The sequence below is a fragment of the Phreatobacter cathodiphilus genome (assembly GCF_003008515.1).
Classification (GTDB): domain Bacteria; phylum Pseudomonadota; class Alphaproteobacteria; order Rhizobiales; family Phreatobacteraceae; genus Phreatobacter; species Phreatobacter cathodiphilus.
In genome coordinates this window covers 3,651,942-3,667,636 of the sequence record NZ_CP027668.1, presented here as the reverse complement: position 1 = coordinate 3,667,636, position 15,695 = coordinate 3,651,942, and the positions used below count along the sequence as shown (strand labels likewise).

Here is a 15,695-nt window from a genome sequence, read left to right as displayed (position 1 = left end):
CGCTCCTTGCTGCGTGATCCGCGACAGCTGCGGAGCGCGCGATGCGGCAGGCGACCATTCCGGCTGACCCGAACCCGGTGACGATCGATCTCGATCGCACCGCCCTCGTCGTCATCGACATGCAGCGCGACTTCCTCGAGCCCGGCGGCTTCGGGGCGGCGCTGGGCAACGACGTGTCGAAACTCGCCCGCGCCGTCGGCCCCATCGCCGCGCTCCTCGCCTTCGCGCGGACCAATGGGCTCCTCGTCGTCCATACCCGCGAAGGCCACCGGCCCGATCTCGCCGACGCCCCGCCCCTGAAGGTGGAGCGGGGTGACCCGGCCCTGCGGATCGGCGCCTGCGGCCCCATGGGGCGCATCCTCGTGCGCGGCGAGCCCGGCCACGACATCATCCCGGAGCTGGCGCCGGCGCCGGGAGAGCCGGTGGTCGACAAGCCCGGCAAGGGCGCCTTCTACGAGACCGACCTCGCCCTGATCCTCGGCAACCGGCGCATCGAGACGCTGATCGTCTGCGGGGTGACCACCGAGGTCTGCGTCCACACCACGGTGCGCGAGGCCAACGACCGGGGCTTCCGCTGCCTCGTGCCGGGGGACGCCTGCGCCTCCTATTTCGACGAGTTCCATGCGGTGGGGCTGAGGATGATCGCCGCCCAGGGCGGCATCTTCGGCTTCGTCACCACGACGGGAGACATCACCGCAGCGCTTTGACGACCTGACCATCGGAGGGGAGACGAGCATGGCCATGACCGAGACCGCCGCCACGCGCGGCCAGCCGGCGCTGTGGACGCCGGGCGACTGGAACGCCTTCTTCGGCTTCGGCACCAACATCCTCGTCAACATGCTGGTGTTGACCGGCCTCCTGCGCTTCGTGCTGAAGATGCCGGACAGCCTGGTCTTCGGCCGCATCCTCCCCGCCCTCGGCCTGATGATGGCGCTCTCGACCCTCTACTACGCCTGGCTCGCCTGGAAACTGGCGAAGGAGACGGGCCGGTCGGACGTCTGCGCGCTGCCCTCGGGGGTGAGCGTGCCGCACATGTTCATCGTCACCTTCGTCATCATGCTGCCGATCTCGATCTCGACCGGCGATCCGATCAAGGGCTGGGAGGCGGGGCTCGCCTGGGTGTTCATCCAGTCGATCATCCTGATGGCGGGCGGCTTCATCGCCCCCTACATCCGCAAGGTGACGCCGCGGGCAGCGCTGCTCGGCACGCTCGCCGGCGTCTCCATCGCCTTCATCTCCATGCGGCCGGCGATGGAGATGTACATGACGCCGGTGATCGGCCTCACCTGCTTCGCCATCATCATGCTGTCCTGGTTCGGCGGCTTCCGCTATCCGCGCGGCATCCCCGCAGGCCTCGTCGCCATCGCGGCGGGCATGCTCATCGCCTGGGCTTCCGTCGCCATCGGCATGCCGATCGGCGGCGTCGGCCTCGACAAGCTCGGCCAGGCCTTCTCGAGCTTCGGCTTCTCGCTGCCGATCCCGGCCATCGGCCACACGTTCTCGGGCTTCCAGTTCCTCGGGATCATCCTGGTCACCGCCATTCCCTTCGGCATCTACGACCTGGTCGAGGCCATGGACAACGTGGAGAGCGCGGAGGCGGCCGGCGACCATTATCCGACGACGCGGGTGCTGACCGCCGACGGCGCCGTCTCGATGATCGGCTGCCTGATGGGCAACCCCTTCATCAACGCGGTCTATATCGGCCATCCCGGCTGGAAGGCGATGGGCGGGCGCATCGGCTATTCGGCGCTGACCGGGCTGATGGTGCTGGTGCTGGCCTGGTTCGGTATCATCGCGCTGCTGACGGCGCTCATCCCCGTCGTCGCCATCGCGCCGATCCTCCTCTACATCGGCATGCTGATCGGTGCGCAGGCCTTCCAGACGACGCCGTCGAGCCATGCGCCGGCGGTCGTGCTGGCGCTCACCCCGCATCTCGCCGCCTGGGCGAAGGTGCTGGTGGACGGGGCGCTGGGCGCCGCCGGCACCAATGCCGCGGCGGTGGGCCTCGACAAGATGGCGCAGGTCGGCGTGCTCTATCACGGTCTCGAGATCATGGGCGGCGGCGCCATCATCACCGGACTGGTGCTCGGCGCCGTTGCCGTCTTCGTCATCGAGAAGAAGTTCGTCGAGGCGGCGATGTTCGCGGCGGCGGGGGCCGTGCTGACCTTCTTCGGCTTCATGCACGGGGAGGCGGTGGGTTTCGCCAGGTCGCCCGGCGTCGCCTTCGCCTATCTCATGGTGGCGGGCCTCCTCTATGCCGCCTCGCTGCGGGATGCGGCGGCCAAGCCTTCCATGACGGCGCAACCGGCGGAATAGGGCCGCCGATCCCACGCGCGGCGGGTGGAACCTCGCCGCGCGGTCGTCGTTGACCTTACAGACCAACCCTTCCGTGAGGAGAGACGACATGACCCATATCGACCCCCGCGACCCCAACCGGACGAGCGCCGATCCCGTTGCGCCGATGACCGGGGGCGTCGATCCCCGGCAGCCGGTCGACCCCCGCCCCGCGTCCCGCACCGGCTGGGGCCTGCTCGGCGGCCTTGCGGCGGCCCTCGTCCTGGTCTTCGTCATCATGACGATGTTCGGCGGCTCATCGGATCGCACCGCCACGACCCCGACGGTGGAGCGTCCGCCGGTGGCCCAGGGCACCCCGGGCGGGGCCCCGGCGACCGATCCTACGGCGACGGGCTCGGTGCCGCGCCAGCAGCCCTCGGTCCAGCCGACCCCGGCTCAGCCGGCTCCGGCCCAGCCCGCTCCGGCGGCGCCCGCCACGCCCAACCAGAACTAAGCTCAGCGCCTGAGGCGAGAGAGGCCGCTCCCTCGGGGGAGCGGCCTTTTTCGTGCGCGATCAGTCGTTGAAGTTGACCACCGCCTGCTCGGAGCGCTCGTCCGCGTAATAGGGATAGACCGAGTAGTCGCGGATGAAGTGCAGCGAGATGTAGAAGGAGATGCGGTTGTCGTCGCCGCTGTTGGAAATGCCGCGGTGGATGGTGCCGCGGCCCATGTAGAGCACCGACATGGGCTTGGCGACGATCTGGTGGACCTGGAAATGGTCGACGCTGCGGGCGAGGGCCTCCACATCGACGTCGTCGACATTCGAGGCGACCTTCTCCAGCGCCTCGTCCGGCGTGGACTCCGGCAAGGTGATGAACTGGGTGGCGTTGCGGTCGGTGAACTGGGTCAGCGGGATCCAGATGGCGGCGGCGTCGGTGGTGTAGTCGACGTGCCAGACCTGCGGCTTCGACCCCACCGGATTCACCACGAAACCGTAGCCGTCCATGATGGCGCCCTGCTCGGCGAACCGGCCCGCGGCGGTCTCGCACCAGGCGTGCAATTCCTTCGCCAGCGTCTTGTCGGAGAGCTCCATCATGTCGCCCTCCTCGTCCTCCTGCCAGACGTTCATCCAGCAGATCTCCCGCGCGGCGATCTGCTCGTCCCATTTCGCACCCATGGTGCGCTTCAGGTCCTCATAGGCACGGGTGAGGAGAGGCCGCGCCTCCTGCGGCACGGTCCCCACGTAGCGGAATCCCATCAGCTCGGGCTTCAGCTTCACATAGTCACGATCATCCATTGTCTGCTCCGGCCGGTCTCGGAAATGGTGCCCACCCCCCGGCAGGGCAGCACCGTCCGCATGAACCCACGCTGAAGGCGGATTGTTGCAGGGTTTCGACAGCGGTGCGAGCGGGCTGTGACGTGGGCGGCAACGGCGGTCATGACCGGGGCGCGGGAACGCTAGGCCAGCCGCGAGCGTTGCGAAGACCGACCCCTCACCCGGAGAGCACGCCATGCCGACACCGGCCGAACTGACCCAGTCCTTCTGGACCCATCTGCGCTCGGACATGACCGTCATGGCGGGCCTTTCCGCCGAGGACGGCCATATGCGCCCGCTCACCGCCCAGCTCGACGGCGAGGGCGACCACGGCCCGGTCTGGTTCTTCACGGCGAAGGACACGGACATGGTGGAGGCGCTGGGCGCCGAGTCGAAAAAGGGCTCGATCACCCTCACGTCGAAGTCGCACGACCTCTTCGCCTGCGTCCACGGCACCTTCGTGGTCGACAACGACCGCGCCGTGATCGACCGGCTGTGGAACCGCTGGGTCGCCGCCTGGTACGAGGAGGGCAAGGACGATCCGAAGCTCGTCCTTCTGCGCTTCGATCCGCAGAAGGCGGAGATCTGGGAGAACGCCACCACCCTCTGGGCCGGCATCAAGCTGATGATGGGCGCCGACCCCAAGGAGGACTACGAGGGCAAGGTGGCCAAGGTTGCCCTGCGCTAGGGAGCGTGGGCGCCGCGCATCGGCGGCGCCGCCGTTTCCTCAGTAGACCACCACCGAGCGGATCGACTTGCCCTCGTGCATCAGGTCGAAGGCGGTGTTGATCTCGTCCAGGGGCATGGTGTGGGTGATCAGGCTGTCGATGTCGATCTTCCCCTCCATGTACCAGTCGACGATCTTCGGCACGTCGGTACGGCCGCGCGCCCCGCCGAAGGCCGAGCCCTTCCAGACGCGGCCGGTGACGAGCTGGAACGGGCGGGTGGAGATTTCCGTCCCCGAGGGCGCGACGCCGATGATGATGCTCTCGCCCCAGCCGCGGTGGCAGCATTCCAGCGCCTGGCGCATGGTGTGGACGTTGCCGATGCACTCGAAGGAGAAGTCGGCGCCGCCACCGGTCAGGTCGACGATGGCCTGCACGACCTTGTCGCGGCCGACCTCGTCGGGATTGACGAAATGGGTCATGCCGAACTTCTTCGCCATCTCGACCTTGGCGGGGTTGAGATCGACGCCGATGATCTTGTCGGCGCCGACCATGCGGGCGCCCTGGATGACGTTGAGGCCGATGCCCCCGAGACCGAAGACGACGACGTTGGCGCCGGGCCACACCTTGGCGGTGTAGATCACCGCGCCGATGCCGGTGGTGACGCCGCAGCCGATGTAGCAGATCTTGTCGAAGGGGGCGTCCTCGCGGACCTTGGCCACGGCGATCTCCGGCAGCACCGTGAAGTTCGAGAAGGTCGAGCAGCCCATGTAGTGGAACACCTCGTTCCGCCCGCGGCCGCCCACCGGCTCGCAGGAGAAGCGCGTCGTCTGGTCGGGCATGAGACCCTGCCCCTGCGTGCCGCGGATGGCGGTGCAGAGGTTGGAGCGCTGCGACAGGCAGGTTTTGCAGGCGCGGCATTCCGGCGTGTAGAGCGGGATGACATGGTCGCCGACCTTCACCGAGGTGACGCCGGCGCCGACCTCGCGCACGATGCCGGCGCCCTCGTGGCCGAGGATCGCCGGGAACTTGCCCTCGGAATCGAGCCCGGAGAGCGTGTAGGCGTCGGTGTGGCAGACGCCGGTCGCCATGATCTCCACGAGGACCTCGCCGGGCTTCGGCCCGTCGATGTCGATGGTTTCGATGGTGAGCGGCTTGCCGGCCTCCCAGGCGACGGCGGCGCGTGTCTTCATGGCTGATCCTTCGAGGGTCTTGGGGCCGCTGGAGGCGACGATTCGGGCGGATCAGACCATGCGGGGCCTGCCGCCGCAACGGTGGGCCGGCGCCACCGCCTTTGCTCTCGGGGGGCCTTCCGCCTGCCCGCGGCCCTGATAGGCTCCTGCCGTGAAGCCCGCCGCCGCCCCGCCGGAGCGGCCGAAGAGCAGGCCCCGGAGGATCCCAATGAAGGCGCTCGTCATCCATGCCCCCCACGACCTGAGGCTCGAGGAGCGCGAGGTCGCCCCCCTCCGGCCGGGCGAGGTCGCGGTCAGGATCGGGGCGGGCGGCATCTGCGGCTCCGACCTGCACTATTTCCACAACGGAGGGTTCGGCGCGGTGCGCCTCAAGGAGCCGATGATCCTCGGCCACGAGATCGCCGGCACCGTGGAGCGGGTCGGGGCGGAGGTCGCCTCGGTGAAGCCGGGCGATCGTGTCGCCGTGAGCCCGTCGCGGCCCTGCGGCCATTGCCGCTACTGTCTGGAGGGCATGGCCAACCACTGCCTGAACATGCGCTTCTACGGCTCGGCCATGCCCTTTCCGCACATCCAGGGAGCGTTCCGCGAGGTGCTGGTCTGCGACGCCGTCCAGGCGCACAGGGTGGCGGAGGGGGTGAGCCTGGGGGAGGCCGCCTTCTGCGAGCCGCTGGCGGTCTGCCTCCACGCCGCGCGGCGGGCGGGGCCGCTGCTCGGCAAGCGCGTTCTCGTCACCGGCTGCGGGCCGATCGGGGCGCTCTGCATTCTCGCCGCGCGAGCGGCGGGCGCGGCCGAGGTGGTCGCCACCGACGTCGCCGAGGCGACGCTGGCGGTGGTGAAGGGCATGGGCGTCGCGACGACGCTGAACACGGCCGCCGATCCCGAAGCGCTCAGACCCTACGAGGCGGACAAGGGCAGCTTCGACGTGCTGTTCGAGGCCTCCGGCAACATGAAGGCGCTCACCGGGGCGCTCGCCGCCCTGAAGCCGGGCGCCGTCATCGTCCAGGTCGGCACGGGCGGCGACTTCACCCTGCCCATCTCGGTGCTGGTGGCCAAGGAGCTGGAGCTGCGCGGCACGTTCCGCTTCCACCACGAGTTCGCCACCGCCGTGGCGATGATCGGCGAGCGGCGCATCGACGTGCGCCCGCTGCTCACCGCGACGCTGCCGATGGAGCGGGCGGTGGAGGCCTTCCACCTCGCCTCCGACCGTTCGAAGGCGATGAAGGTGCAGATCGCCTTCGGGTGAGGGGCAACTGGCGCTACCGCCACACTCAAACCCCCCAACGCAAAAGGCCCGGCGCGGGGCCGGGCCTTTCGTCAGTCAGTCCGGCACCCGCCTCAGGACGGATTGACCGTCGCGTCGATGACGTTCGACAGCTTGTCGGCGATCTGCGCGATGTCGTCCTCGGTGACGATGAAGGGCGGGGTCACCACCAGACAGTCGCCGGAGGTGCGGACCATCATGCCCTCGTCGTGGAAGGCCTTGTCCATGGCGACGAAGGCGCGCTTGCCCGGCGCGTCCTTCCAGCCCTCGAAATCGACGGCGGCGGTGAGGCCGACCTGACGGATGTCGAGGACGCCCGGCTTGCCCTTGAGCTTGGAGAAGATGGCGTCGGCCCAGACCGGCTCCAGCGCCTTGGAGCGCTCGAACAGGCCCTCGTCGCGGTAGAGGTCGAGGGTGGCGAGGCCGGCGGCGCAGGCGATCGGATGGGCCGAATAGGTGTAGCCGTGGAAGAGCTCCACCACATGCTCCGGCCCGGTCATGAAGGCGTCGTAGACGTGCTTGCGGGCGACGACGCCGCCCATCGGCGCGGCGGCGTTGGTGACGCCCTTGGCGAAGGTCATGAGATCGGGGGTGACGCCGTAGCGCTCGGAGGCGAAGGGCGCGCCGAGGCGGCCGAAGCCGGTGATGACCTCGTCGAAGATGAGCAGGATGTCGTGCTTGTCGCAGAGCTCGCGCAGGCGCTTCAGGTAACCCTGCGGCGGCGGCAGCACGCCGGTGGAGCCGGCCATCGGCTCGACCATGACGGCGGCGATGGTGGAGGCGTCGTGCAGGGCGACGATGCGCTCCAGCTCGTCGGCGAGATGGGCGCCCCACTCCGGCTCGCCCTTGGAGAAGGCCTGCTTCTCGCGGTTGTAGGTGTGCGGCAGGTGGTCGGCGCCGGCCAGCATGGAGCCGTAGACGCGGCGGTTGGCGACGATGCCGCCGACCGTAATGCCGCCGAAGCCGACGCCGTGATAGCCGCGCTCGCGGCCGATGAGGCGGGTCTTGGAAGCCTTGCCGCGGGCGTGCCAGTAGGCGATCGCCATCTTCAGCGCGGTGTCGGCGGCTTCCGAGCCGGAATTGCAGAAGAAGACGTGGTCGAGGTCGTTCGGGGCCAGCGCCGCGATGCGGCTCGCCAGCTCGAAGGCCTTGGGGTGGCCGAACTGGAAGGTCGGAGCGAAGTCGAGCTCGGCCGCCTGCTTCTGGATCGCCTCGACGATCGGCTCGCGCGAATGGCCGGCGCTGGAGCACCACAGGCCCGCCGTGGCGTCGATCACCTGCTTGCCCTCGGGCGTGTAGTAGTAGAGGCCCTTGGCGCGGGCGACCATGCGCGGGCGCGCCTTGAACGAGCGGTTGGCCGTGAACGGCATCCAGAAGGCCTGGAGGTCGTTCGGAATGGCGGTGGTGCTGGCGTCGTCGCCGACCACACGCAGCGCGCTCGTCTTGGACATGGAAAAAATCTCCGGAAGGGCCGTGGTGAAGAACGACCATACCAAGAGGGAGACAGGGAGCAAGGCGGAGAAAGCGAAGGGGAGGGATGCGGGGGGCGCCCGGGCAGGCAGCGCGATCGTCAAGACATGATTTTGAACCAGGTTTTCACAGCTAGATTGAGGCGCTCCTGTTCGAGGTTGTCAGTGGGTGTGCAATGAGCGATGGGCCCCCTAAGCAAATTTAGCTGGTTAGATACATTGCTGACGGCTGTTTTCGACCTAAATACGGTCTCAAATAGATCCCAATTATCTGTAATTATTTGGGACAATTCGCCAAAGGTTGTATAGAATAGCAGGTTGTCTGATCTTGGAGTGATGCCGCTGTCGACCTCTTTCCTGTGCCGTGATGCAGCAACTTTTCTTATCCGCTCTTCATCCACACGCTTGCTGTTCCACCAATCTGCACCCTCAGCTTCGATCAGGATATCTTCGACAAGTTTTCGTATCGAATTCTCCAAACAGTAAAACACTTCGTAAATTTCAGACATTCGTGCAGCTTCATCGCGCAACGTGGCTTCGAATTGATCGTAGTCTGCAATTTTACGACCGGCTTGTACGGAGGCATCGTGGCCGAGCAATATTCCGAAGCTCTTTTCAACTCGTGACAATCCAGCCGATATTTGAATTCCTGACATTCCAAATGCGCGAATAAGTCCATCTGGCCTATTAGGCATCGTCGCTCCTAAGTAAATGCTCGCGAAGGCTTCTGAATATCGCGTCAAACACAGCTGAATCGCTTGTTGCAGGCAGATTCAAGTTAATTGTGTAACCGAGATTCAGACCGATGTTTTCTTTCCCGCGAACGGGGCTTGCTGAATCATTCTTTGGGCGATCCGAAGTATCCGCGGCTGGAACTATTTCTGAAGCAGGTGCCGGCGAAAAATCTGCGAAGCTCTTTAGGTGCTTAATTGTGCTTACAATCAACTTAACAGGTGAGGAATCATGAGGTTGGCCTGTTTCTTCAACGACGAGGCCAAGTAGATCCTTATCGCTCAATTCATGCATATATTCGTTGCGAACATACAGTGGCGCATAAGCCTGCCGTATAGCTCCTGCGATTGCAGTTCCCGATGATGTCGGATTGCGGAAGCGCTTATAAAGATCGTTTGGGGAGCCATCAAGATTTGCAAAGCCGAGCTTTTTAAGAAACGACGTCATTTGATCGCCGGATCCACCTGGAATTTTGAGAATTGTTTTCACAAAATCCTGGCTAACTCGATCGGGTACAGCCGCCTGCTTGATGCCGGTTAGCGCTTTGTCGATGTTCCCGGGGGACGTTAGATAAGGGAGCGGTGCCATTTGTTTCTCATTCAATAAGTTTTGGCATTCAATTGATTACCTTGGGTTGTGTCAATCTCCGTTCCTCTTTGTCGCTCGTGTCAATGCCGCGGCGGTGCGCGATTGCGCTTTCCCGCCAAAGGGAGAGGCGCCGAGCGCGAGGGCGCGGCGGCGAAGCTCAGATAACTGCCGACATCGGGCGCACCCCAACGCGGACGCAGGGGTAGATGAACTGCTCGTTGCGAATGGATAGGGCGCACGGACTGGTGTGGCGGTGGTCCTGCCGACGCTTGAATCCCCTGCTCGACGCGCCTATCTCTTGTCTAGAATAATTCTAATCAGAGTTCCGTTATGCTCAGCCGCTTCTCCATTCCCGGTTTCGGCTCCAGGCGCCGCTTCGACGATCTCAGCGAACAGGAGATTCTGGCGCTCGCCATCTCCTCGGAGGAGGAGGACGGGCAGATCTACCGCGCCTATGCGGCGAAGCTCGCCGCGCAATACCCGCATTCCGCCGCGGTGTTCGAGGGCATGGCGGCGACGGAGGACGAGCACCGCCGCAGGCTCATCGACCTCTACATCAGCCGGTTCGGCGACTTCATCGTGCCGGTCCGCCGCGAGCACGTCTCCGGCTACTATGCGCGCAACCCGGTCTGGCTGGTCGAAAACCTGTCGCTCGACCGGGTGCGGGAGGAGGCCGCCGAGATGGAGCGGCAGGCGAGCGCCTTCTATCTGGCGGCAGCGGCGCGGGCGGGCGATGCTGATACCCGCAAGCTCCTGGGCGACCTCGCCGCGGCGGAAGCCGGCCACCAGCGCGAGGCCAATGCTCTCGGCGAAACCCACCTGACCGAGGAGGGCCGCGCCGGCGAGGATGCCGCCGCCCACCGCCAGTTCGTGCTGACCTGGGTTCAGCCGGGCCTCGCCGGCCTGATGGACGGTTCGGTGTCGACGCTGGCGCCGATCTTCGCCACCGCCTTCGCCACGCAGAACCCCTGGACGACCTTCCTGGTCGGGCTCTCGGCCTCGATCGGCGCTGGCATCTCCATGGGCTTCACCGAGGCCGCCCACGACGACGGCAAGGTGTCGGGGCGCGGGTCGCCGTGGAAGCGCGGCATCGCCTCGGGCGTGATGACGGCGGTCGGCGGGCTCGGTCACGCGCTGCCCTATCTCATCCCGAACTTCTGGACCGCGACGGCCATCGCCTTCGCCGTGGTCTTCATCGAGCTCTGGGCGATCGTCTGGATCCAGAACCGGTACATGGAGACGCCCTTCCTCCGGGCGACCTTCCAGATCGTGCTGGGCGGCGCGCTGGTGCTGGCGGCCGGCATCCTCATCGGCGGCGCCTGAGGCGGAAACGGAAAGGCCGCCCCGTCGTGAGACGGAGCGGCCCCTCCTGTCCGCTCGTTCGAGCGCCGCGGCGGGGCGCTGTTACGCTTGCCCGCCGCAAGGACAGCCGCAGGGCCCGGAGGCCCGGCGGCGAAGCTCACATCACCACCACCTTCGTGCCCACCCGCACGCGGCCGTAGAGGTCGATCACGTCCTCGTTGCGCATGCGGAAACAGCCCGACGAGACCGCCTGGCCGATGGTCCAGGGCTCGTTGGAGCCGTGAATGCGGTAGAGCGAGGAGCCGAGATAGAGGGCGCGCGCGCCCAAGGGATTGGCGGGGCCGCCGGCCATGAAGCGCGGCAGGTCGGGGCGGCGGCGCAGCATCTCCGCGGGCGGGCGCCAGTCCGGCCACTCGGCCTTGCGGGTGACGGTCTTGGTGCCGCGCCAGCCGAAGCCGGGGCGGCCGATGCCGACGCCGTAGCGCATGGCGGTGCCGCCGGCCTGGACCAGGTAGAGGTGGCGCTCGGCGGTGTTGATGACGATGGTGCCGGGGCGATGGCTGGTCTGGTAGGGCACCTGTTGCGGCAGGAAGCGCGGATCGATGCCGCGCACAGGCGCCGCCTCGCGCTGCACCCGCGGCTCGGCGGGCCGGGAGACGAGCGGGCGCACCGGCTCGAGATCGGGGGCGACGCCGTGGGAAGCCCGCAGATGGGCCGGCGAGGTCGGCGCCGCATAGGCGGGAGCGGCATGAGCGGGAGCGCCCTGGCGCCGGGCGCCGGCGATGGGGCCGGCGGGCTGGCCGCCGTTGTAGAGGAACTCGATGAAGCCGCCACCGAGGTCGCGGCGGGCGCCGGCGATCTGCGCCGAGGCCTGCGGGATGGTGGCGAGGAGGCAGAGCGCCGCCAGGGCGGCCATCAGACGGAAAGGGGACATCGCCGTACTCGGAACGCTGGACGGGGCGACGGGACAAGATGCCCGGCGTCTCCTGAGCCTTCAGCAGAACACCGCAAACGGCCATGGAATGGTAAACGCGGCGCTTTCCAGCATCCTTTTCGGAGTGTGCATGTCGTCGGCGTGTTTTTACGGTTAAGCGCATGTAAAAGACGTCGGGATGGTGGCCGAAAACGTCCAGCCGCGGTGTAAAGCCATCATTAACCCTGATCGTCTTTTGGATTGTCCCCTAACTTTCTGTGGGATTGCGGTGGAACCGGCTCTTAACTCCCTGACGGTACCGTCGTCCGGACCGGTCGCTCAGGCCGGAGGCGAAGAATTGCCCGGATCGTCCATGCGCGCCCAAAAACGAGCCTTCCGCATCGAAGTGATCTCCCAGCCGGAGACCTCGCCGCATCCCAAAGGCGCCTCCGCCCACGGCGGGCATCACGAGATCCTCTCCGAGATCAAGCAGCTGCGCGCCCTCATCCGCCCGCCGGAAGAGGTCTCCAAGCAGATGATCGACGCCTACCGCGCGGAGATGCAGGAGGCGATCAAGCTGAAGGCCGAGCTCGACCAGATCTGGCAGGCCATCGACCAGACCAAGCACGAGATCGCCACGCTCCACGTCACCGGCTTCAAGGGCAAGCAGATGACGCGCGTCACCCACGAGCTCGACGCCATCGTCACCGGCACGGAACAGGCGACCGAGGGCATCCTGTCCGCCGCCGAAGGCATCGACCAGATCGCCAGCCAGCTCGCCGCCAAGCTGAAGAGCACCCAGGACAAGGCGGCGATCGACGACATCCAGCAGAAGATCATCACCGTCTTCGAGCACTGCAACTTCCAGGACCTCACCGGACAGCGCATCACCAAGGTGGTGAACACGCTGAAGTTCATCGAGGATCGGATCGTCAAGATGATGGAGATCTGGGGCGGGCTCGACAGCTTCAAGGACATCGAGGTGGAGGGGATCGCCGAGGCTACGGGCGACGCCGCCCTCCTCAACGGCCCGAAGCTCTCCGAGGATGCCGGCCACGCCAGCCAGGACGACATCGACGCGCTGTTCAACTGATCCCGATCACGGCGGCTTGTTTCCCGCCTTCAAATGGGCAAGCGGCCGCCGCGATTCCGCCCGGCCCGGCCGCCATGTAGCATCGGTCTCTTCCCGCCCCCGCTGATTCGGGACCGATGCAGTCCAGGCCGCTCCTCCTCGCCGCCGCCGTCCTGACCCTGGTCTCCGCCGGGTCGGTCGCGGCCGAGCCGGCGACACCCGCCGAGCGGGCCGAGGCCGAGCGCCGCGAGCGCCAGCGCGAGCTGGAGGCGATCCAGGCCGACATCGCCCGCAATGCCGCCGAGCGCGCCCGCGTCGAGGCCGAGGTCACGGCCCTGCGCAATGACCGCGCCGCCCTGGTGCGCTCCAGCATCGACACCGCCGCCCGTGTGCGCGCCGGCGAGGAGCGGATGGCGGCCATCGAAGACAATCTCGGCGGGCTCGACGCCCGTCAGTTGACGGTGCGCCAGTCGCTGCACGACCGGCGGCAGCTCATCGCCGAGGTGCTCGCCTCGCTGCAGCGCATGGGTCGCCGCCCGCCGCCGGCCATGCTGGTCGGTCCCGACGACGTGCTGAAGAGCGTCCGCACCGCCATGCTGCTCGGCACGCTCGTGCCGGAAATGCGTGAGGCGGTCACGGTGCTGGCGCGCGACCTCGAGGAGCTTTCGAGCCTGCGCACCCGCATCGCGACCGAACGCGACCACCTGCGCCGCGAGGCGGTGTCGCTGCGCGCCGAACGGGTCCGTCTCGACGCCCTCGCCGAGGCCCGCCGCGGCCAGGTCGCGGCCGGCGAGCAGTCGCTGGAGACGGAGAAGGCGCGCGCAGCGACGCTCGCCCGCCAGGCCGCCGATCTCGAACATTTGATAGGGCGTATGGAGACGGAGATCGCCGCCGCGCATCGCGCCGCGGAGGCCGCCCGCACCACCACCGTCGCCCGCGGGCCGGCCGTCATCGACCGCCGCCAGCAGATGGCGGCGCTGCAGAATGCGGCGCGGATGAACCCGGCCATTCCCTTCGAACAGGCGCGCGGCGCCCTTTCCCTGCCCGTCCTGGGCGTGCGGCTCAGGGAGTTCGGCGATCCCGACGGTCTCGGCGGCGCCGAGCGAGGCCTATCGATCGCCACGCGGCCGGCGGCTTCGGTCACCGCGCCGGCGGACGGCTGGGTGGTCTATTCGGGTCCGTTCCGGACCTACGGCCAACTCTTGATCCTGAATGCCGGCGGCGGGTATCATCTCGTCCTGGCCGGCATGGACAGGATCACGGTCGATCTTGGACAGTTCGTGCTGGCGGGGGAGCCGGTCGGTGTGATGGGCCACGCCCCGCCGCCAGCCTCCGCGGTGACGACGGGCTCTTCCCAGCCCGTTCTCTACGTCGAGTTCCGGAAAGACGGGTCGAGTGTCGACCCAGCGCCATGGTGGACCACGAGGACACCGGGCGTGCAGGCCACTGAAAGGGTTCGCGGATGATGCGCAGAGCTTCGATCCTCCTCGCCGGCGCCGCCATGGGCGCGCTGGCCACCGTTGCGGTCACGCAGCCCCGGGCCATTCTCGGGATGACCGCCAATGCCGCGGCCTCCGACACCTACCGGCACATCAACCTGTTCGGCGACATCTTCGAGCGCGTGCGCACCGACTATGTCGAGAAGCCCGACGACGCCAAGCTGATCGAGAGCGCCATCAACGGCATGCTCACCGGCCTCGATCCGCATTCGAGCTTCATGGACGCGCGCAACTTCCGCGACATGCAGGTGCAGACGCGCGGCGAGTTCGGCGGCCTCGGCATCGAGGTGACCCAAGAGGAGGGCCTGATCAAGGTCGTCTCCCCGATCGACGACACGCCGGCCTCCAAGGCCGGCATCCTCGCCAACGACATCATCACCCATATCGACGCCGAGCCGATCCAGGGCCTCACCCTGCAGCAGGCGGTGGAGAAGATGCGCGGCCCGGTGGGCTCGAAGATCACCATCCGCGTCACCCGCTCGGGCGCGGCGCCGCGCGACATCGAGATCACCCGCGACCGCATCGTCATCCGCGCCGTGCGTCACCAGATTCTCGGTGACGATGTGGGCTATGTGCGCATCACCCAGTTCAACGAGCAGACGACGGAAAACCTGCGCAAGGCCATCGAGGACATCAAGTCCAAGGTGCCCGCCGACAAGCTGCGCGGCTATGTGCTCGACATGCGCAACAATCCCGGCGGCCTGCTCGACCAGTCCGTCTCGGTCTCCGACGCCTTCCTGGAACGCGGCGAGATCGTCTCCACCCGCGGCCGCAACGCCGAGGAGACCCAGCGCTGGAACGCCCGCGGCGGCGACCTGACCGGCGGCAAGCCGATCATCGTGCTGATCAACGGCGGCTCGGCTTCGGCCTCCGAGATCGTCGCCGGCGCGCTGCAGGACCACAAGCGGGCCGCCGTGCTCGGCACCCGCTCCTTCGGCAAGGGCTCGGTGCAGACCATCATCCCGCTCGGCAGCCAGGGCGCGCTGCGCCTCACCACGGCGCGCTACTACACGCCGTCGGGCCGCTCCATCCAGGCGCGCGGCATCGATCCGGACATCGTGCTGGAACAGCCGGTGCCGGAGGCGATGCGCGCCCGCCTGCAGGAGAACCGCGGGGAGGCGGGCCTTCGCGGTCACCTGCGCAACAACGCCGCCGAGGGACAGGAAGAGCGCTCGGCCTCCTCGGTCTACGTGCCGCCGGAACAGAAGGACGACGTCCAGATCGGCCGCGCCCTCGAACTGCTGCGTGGCACGGCCACCGATCCGGCCTTCCCGCCGAGCCAGCGCGCCGCCGCCGCCCCGGCTCCGGCAGCTCCCGCCGCTCCGGCGACGCCGGCTCCGGCCACGCCGTCGCGCTGAGGCGCACCACGCGATCCCCGCTTTCAGAACCCCGGCCTCCGTGCCGGGGTTTTG

At 67.4% G+C, this 15,695-nt stretch carries 15 protein-coding genes; 9 read left to right on the top strand and 6 right to left on the bottom strand.

From position 1 onward, the window contains the following. Window positions 1-41: 41 nt before the first annotated feature. The 3 genes from C6569_RS17565 (at window position 42) to C6569_RS22005 (ending at window position 2,788) form a co-directional block, all read left to right on the top strand. Window positions 42-707, top strand: a complete 666-nt coding sequence (locus C6569_RS17565; protein WP_106750096.1) for a cysteine hydrolase family protein — start codon at window positions 42-44, stop codon at window positions 705-707. A gap of 28 nt (window positions 708-735) precedes the next feature. Further along, complete coding sequence (locus C6569_RS17560; protein WP_106750095.1) at window positions 736-2,316, top strand: regulator; 1,581 nt, start codon at window positions 736-738, stop codon at window positions 2,314-2,316. Between the two features lie 88 nt (window positions 2,317-2,404). After that, window positions 2,405-2,788 carry a hypothetical protein gene (locus C6569_RS22005; protein WP_181313801.1) on the top strand — a complete coding sequence of 128 codons (384 nt, stop codon included), beginning with the start codon at window positions 2,405-2,407 and terminating at the stop codon, window positions 2,786-2,788. A 60-nt stretch (window positions 2,789-2,848) separates the two neighbouring features. Here the strand turns inward: C6569_RS22005 and C6569_RS17550 are convergent, their stop codons facing one another. Beyond that, window positions 2,849-3,571 (bottom strand): phytanoyl-CoA dioxygenase family protein, encoded by a 723-nt coding sequence (locus C6569_RS17550; protein ID WP_106750094.1) that lies wholly within the window; start codon window positions 3,569-3,571, stop codon window positions 2,849-2,851. A 214-nt stretch (window positions 3,572-3,785) separates the two neighbouring features. On the opposite strand from C6569_RS17550, the gene C6569_RS17545 reads away from it, so the two are divergent. Beyond that, complete coding sequence (locus tag C6569_RS17545; protein WP_106750093.1) at window positions 3,786-4,277, top strand: pyridoxamine 5'-phosphate oxidase family protein; 492 nt, start codon at window positions 3,786-3,788, stop codon at window positions 4,275-4,277. Between the two features lie 39 nt (window positions 4,278-4,316). Here the strand turns inward: C6569_RS17545 and C6569_RS17540 are convergent, their stop codons facing one another. Beyond that, window positions 4,317-5,447 carry an S-(hydroxymethyl)glutathione dehydrogenase/class III alcohol dehydrogenase gene (locus tag C6569_RS17540; RefSeq protein ID WP_106750092.1) on the bottom strand — a complete coding sequence of 377 codons (1,131 nt, stop codon included), beginning with the start codon at window positions 5,445-5,447 and terminating at the stop codon, window positions 4,317-4,319. Window positions 5,448-5,655: 208 nt separating this feature from the next. Between C6569_RS17540 and C6569_RS17535 the strand changes: the two genes are divergently transcribed. Next, a complete protein-coding gene (locus C6569_RS17535) occupies window positions 5,656-6,690 on the top strand; it encodes an L-idonate 5-dehydrogenase (protein ID WP_106750091.1) in 1,035 nt (344 codons plus the stop codon). Window positions 6,691-6,782: 92 nt separating this feature from the next. On the opposite strand, the gene aptA is transcribed toward C6569_RS17535, so the two are convergent. The 3 genes from aptA to C6569_RS21800 form a co-directional block, all read right to left on the bottom strand. Continuing rightward, window positions 6,783-8,159, bottom strand: a complete 1,377-nt coding sequence (gene aptA, locus C6569_RS17530; protein ID WP_106750090.1) for an omega-aminotransferase AptA — start codon at window positions 8,157-8,159, stop codon at window positions 6,783-6,785. A 119-nt stretch (window positions 8,160-8,278) separates the two neighbouring features. Then, window positions 8,279-8,872, bottom strand: coding sequence for a Swt1 family HEPN domain-containing protein (locus C6569_RS21805; RefSeq protein ID WP_146144838.1), 594 nt, complete (start codon window positions 8,870-8,872; stop codon window positions 8,279-8,281). After that, entirely contained in the window at window positions 8,865-9,497 is a 633-nt protein-coding gene (locus C6569_RS21800) for a DUF5343 domain-containing protein (RefSeq protein WP_146144837.1), read from the bottom strand. The genes C6569_RS21805 and C6569_RS21800 overlap by 8 nt, the downstream gene beginning before the upstream one ends. Before the next feature lie 330 nt (window positions 9,498-9,827). Here C6569_RS21800 and mbfA point away from each other — a divergent pair, with 330 nt between their 5' ends. After that, window positions 9,828-10,820, top strand: coding sequence for an iron exporter MbfA (mbfA, locus tag C6569_RS17525; protein WP_106750089.1), 993 nt, complete (start codon window positions 9,828-9,830; stop codon window positions 10,818-10,820). 136 nt (window positions 10,821-10,956) lie between these two features. On the opposite strand, the gene C6569_RS17520 is transcribed toward mbfA, so the two are convergent. Continuing rightward, complete coding sequence (locus tag C6569_RS17520) at window positions 10,957-11,733, bottom strand: L,D-transpeptidase (protein WP_245898140.1); 777 nt, start codon at window positions 11,731-11,733, stop codon at window positions 10,957-10,959. 352 nt (window positions 11,734-12,085) lie between these two features. Between C6569_RS17520 and C6569_RS17515 the strand changes: the two genes are divergently transcribed. From C6569_RS17515 to C6569_RS17505, 3 genes are all read left to right on the top strand, one after another. Continuing rightward, window positions 12,086-12,805, top strand: a complete 720-nt coding sequence (locus tag C6569_RS17515; protein WP_106750087.1) for a protein phosphatase CheZ — start codon at window positions 12,086-12,088, stop codon at window positions 12,803-12,805. Between the two features lie 116 nt (window positions 12,806-12,921). Beyond that, the gene (locus tag C6569_RS17510; RefSeq protein ID WP_106750086.1) at window positions 12,922-14,250 is read left to right on the top strand and encodes a murein hydrolase activator EnvC family protein; all 1,329 of its coding nucleotides are present in this window, start codon (window positions 12,922-12,924) and stop codon (window positions 14,248-14,250) included. Then, complete coding sequence (locus C6569_RS17505) at window positions 14,247-15,641, top strand: S41 family peptidase (protein WP_106750085.1); 1,395 nt, start codon at window positions 14,247-14,249, stop codon at window positions 15,639-15,641. Before C6569_RS17510 ends, C6569_RS17505 begins: the two co-directional genes overlap by 4 nt. The last annotated feature ends 54 nt before the right edge of the window (window positions 15,642-15,695 follow it).

Bases quoted from the DNA above. Each gene is read 5' to 3' on its own strand.
- C6569_RS17535 (WP_106750091.1), top strand. From the start codon at position 5,656: ATGAAGGCGCTCGTCATCCATGCCCCCCACGACCTGAGGCTCGAGGAG.
- aptA (WP_106750090.1), bottom strand. From the start codon at position 8,159: ATGTCCAAGACGAGCGCGCTGCGTGTGGTCGGCGACGACGCCAGCACC.
- C6569_RS21800 (WP_146144837.1), bottom strand. From the start codon at position 9,497: ATGGCACCGCTCCCTTATCTAACGTCCCCCGGGAACATCGACAAAGCG.
- C6569_RS17510 (WP_106750086.1), top strand. From the start codon at position 12,922: ATGCAGTCCAGGCCGCTCCTCCTCGCCGCCGCCGTCCTGACCCTGGTC.
- C6569_RS17565 (WP_106750096.1), top strand. From the start codon at position 42: ATGCGGCAGGCGACCATTCCGGCTGACCCGAACCCGGTGACGATCGAT.
- C6569_RS22005 (WP_181313801.1), top strand. From the start codon at position 2,405: ATGACCCATATCGACCCCCGCGACCCCAACCGGACGAGCGCCGATCCC.
- C6569_RS17515 (WP_106750087.1), top strand. From the start codon at position 12,086: ATGCGCGCCCAAAAACGAGCCTTCCGCATCGAAGTGATCTCCCAGCCG.
- C6569_RS21805 (WP_146144838.1), bottom strand. From the start codon at position 8,872: ATGCCTAATAGGCCAGATGGACTTATTCGCGCATTTGGAATGTCAGGA.
- C6569_RS17545 (WP_106750093.1), top strand. From the start codon at position 3,786: ATGCCGACACCGGCCGAACTGACCCAGTCCTTCTGGACCCATCTGCGC.
- mbfA (WP_106750089.1), top strand. From the start codon at position 9,828: ATGCTCAGCCGCTTCTCCATTCCCGGTTTCGGCTCCAGGCGCCGCTTC.
- C6569_RS17505 (WP_106750085.1), top strand. From the start codon at position 14,247: ATGATGCGCAGAGCTTCGATCCTCCTCGCCGGCGCCGCCATGGGCGCG.
- C6569_RS17560 (WP_106750095.1), top strand. From the start codon at position 736: ATGGCCATGACCGAGACCGCCGCCACGCGCGGCCAGCCGGCGCTGTGG.
- C6569_RS17540 (WP_106750092.1), bottom strand. From the start codon at position 5,447: ATGAAGACACGCGCCGCCGTCGCCTGGGAGGCCGGCAAGCCGCTCACC.
- C6569_RS17520 (WP_245898140.1), bottom strand. From the start codon at position 11,733: ATGTCCCCTTTCCGTCTGATGGCCGCCCTGGCGGCGCTCTGCCTCCTC.
- C6569_RS17550 (WP_106750094.1), bottom strand. From the start codon at position 3,571: ATGGATGATCGTGACTATGTGAAGCTGAAGCCCGAGCTGATGGGATTC.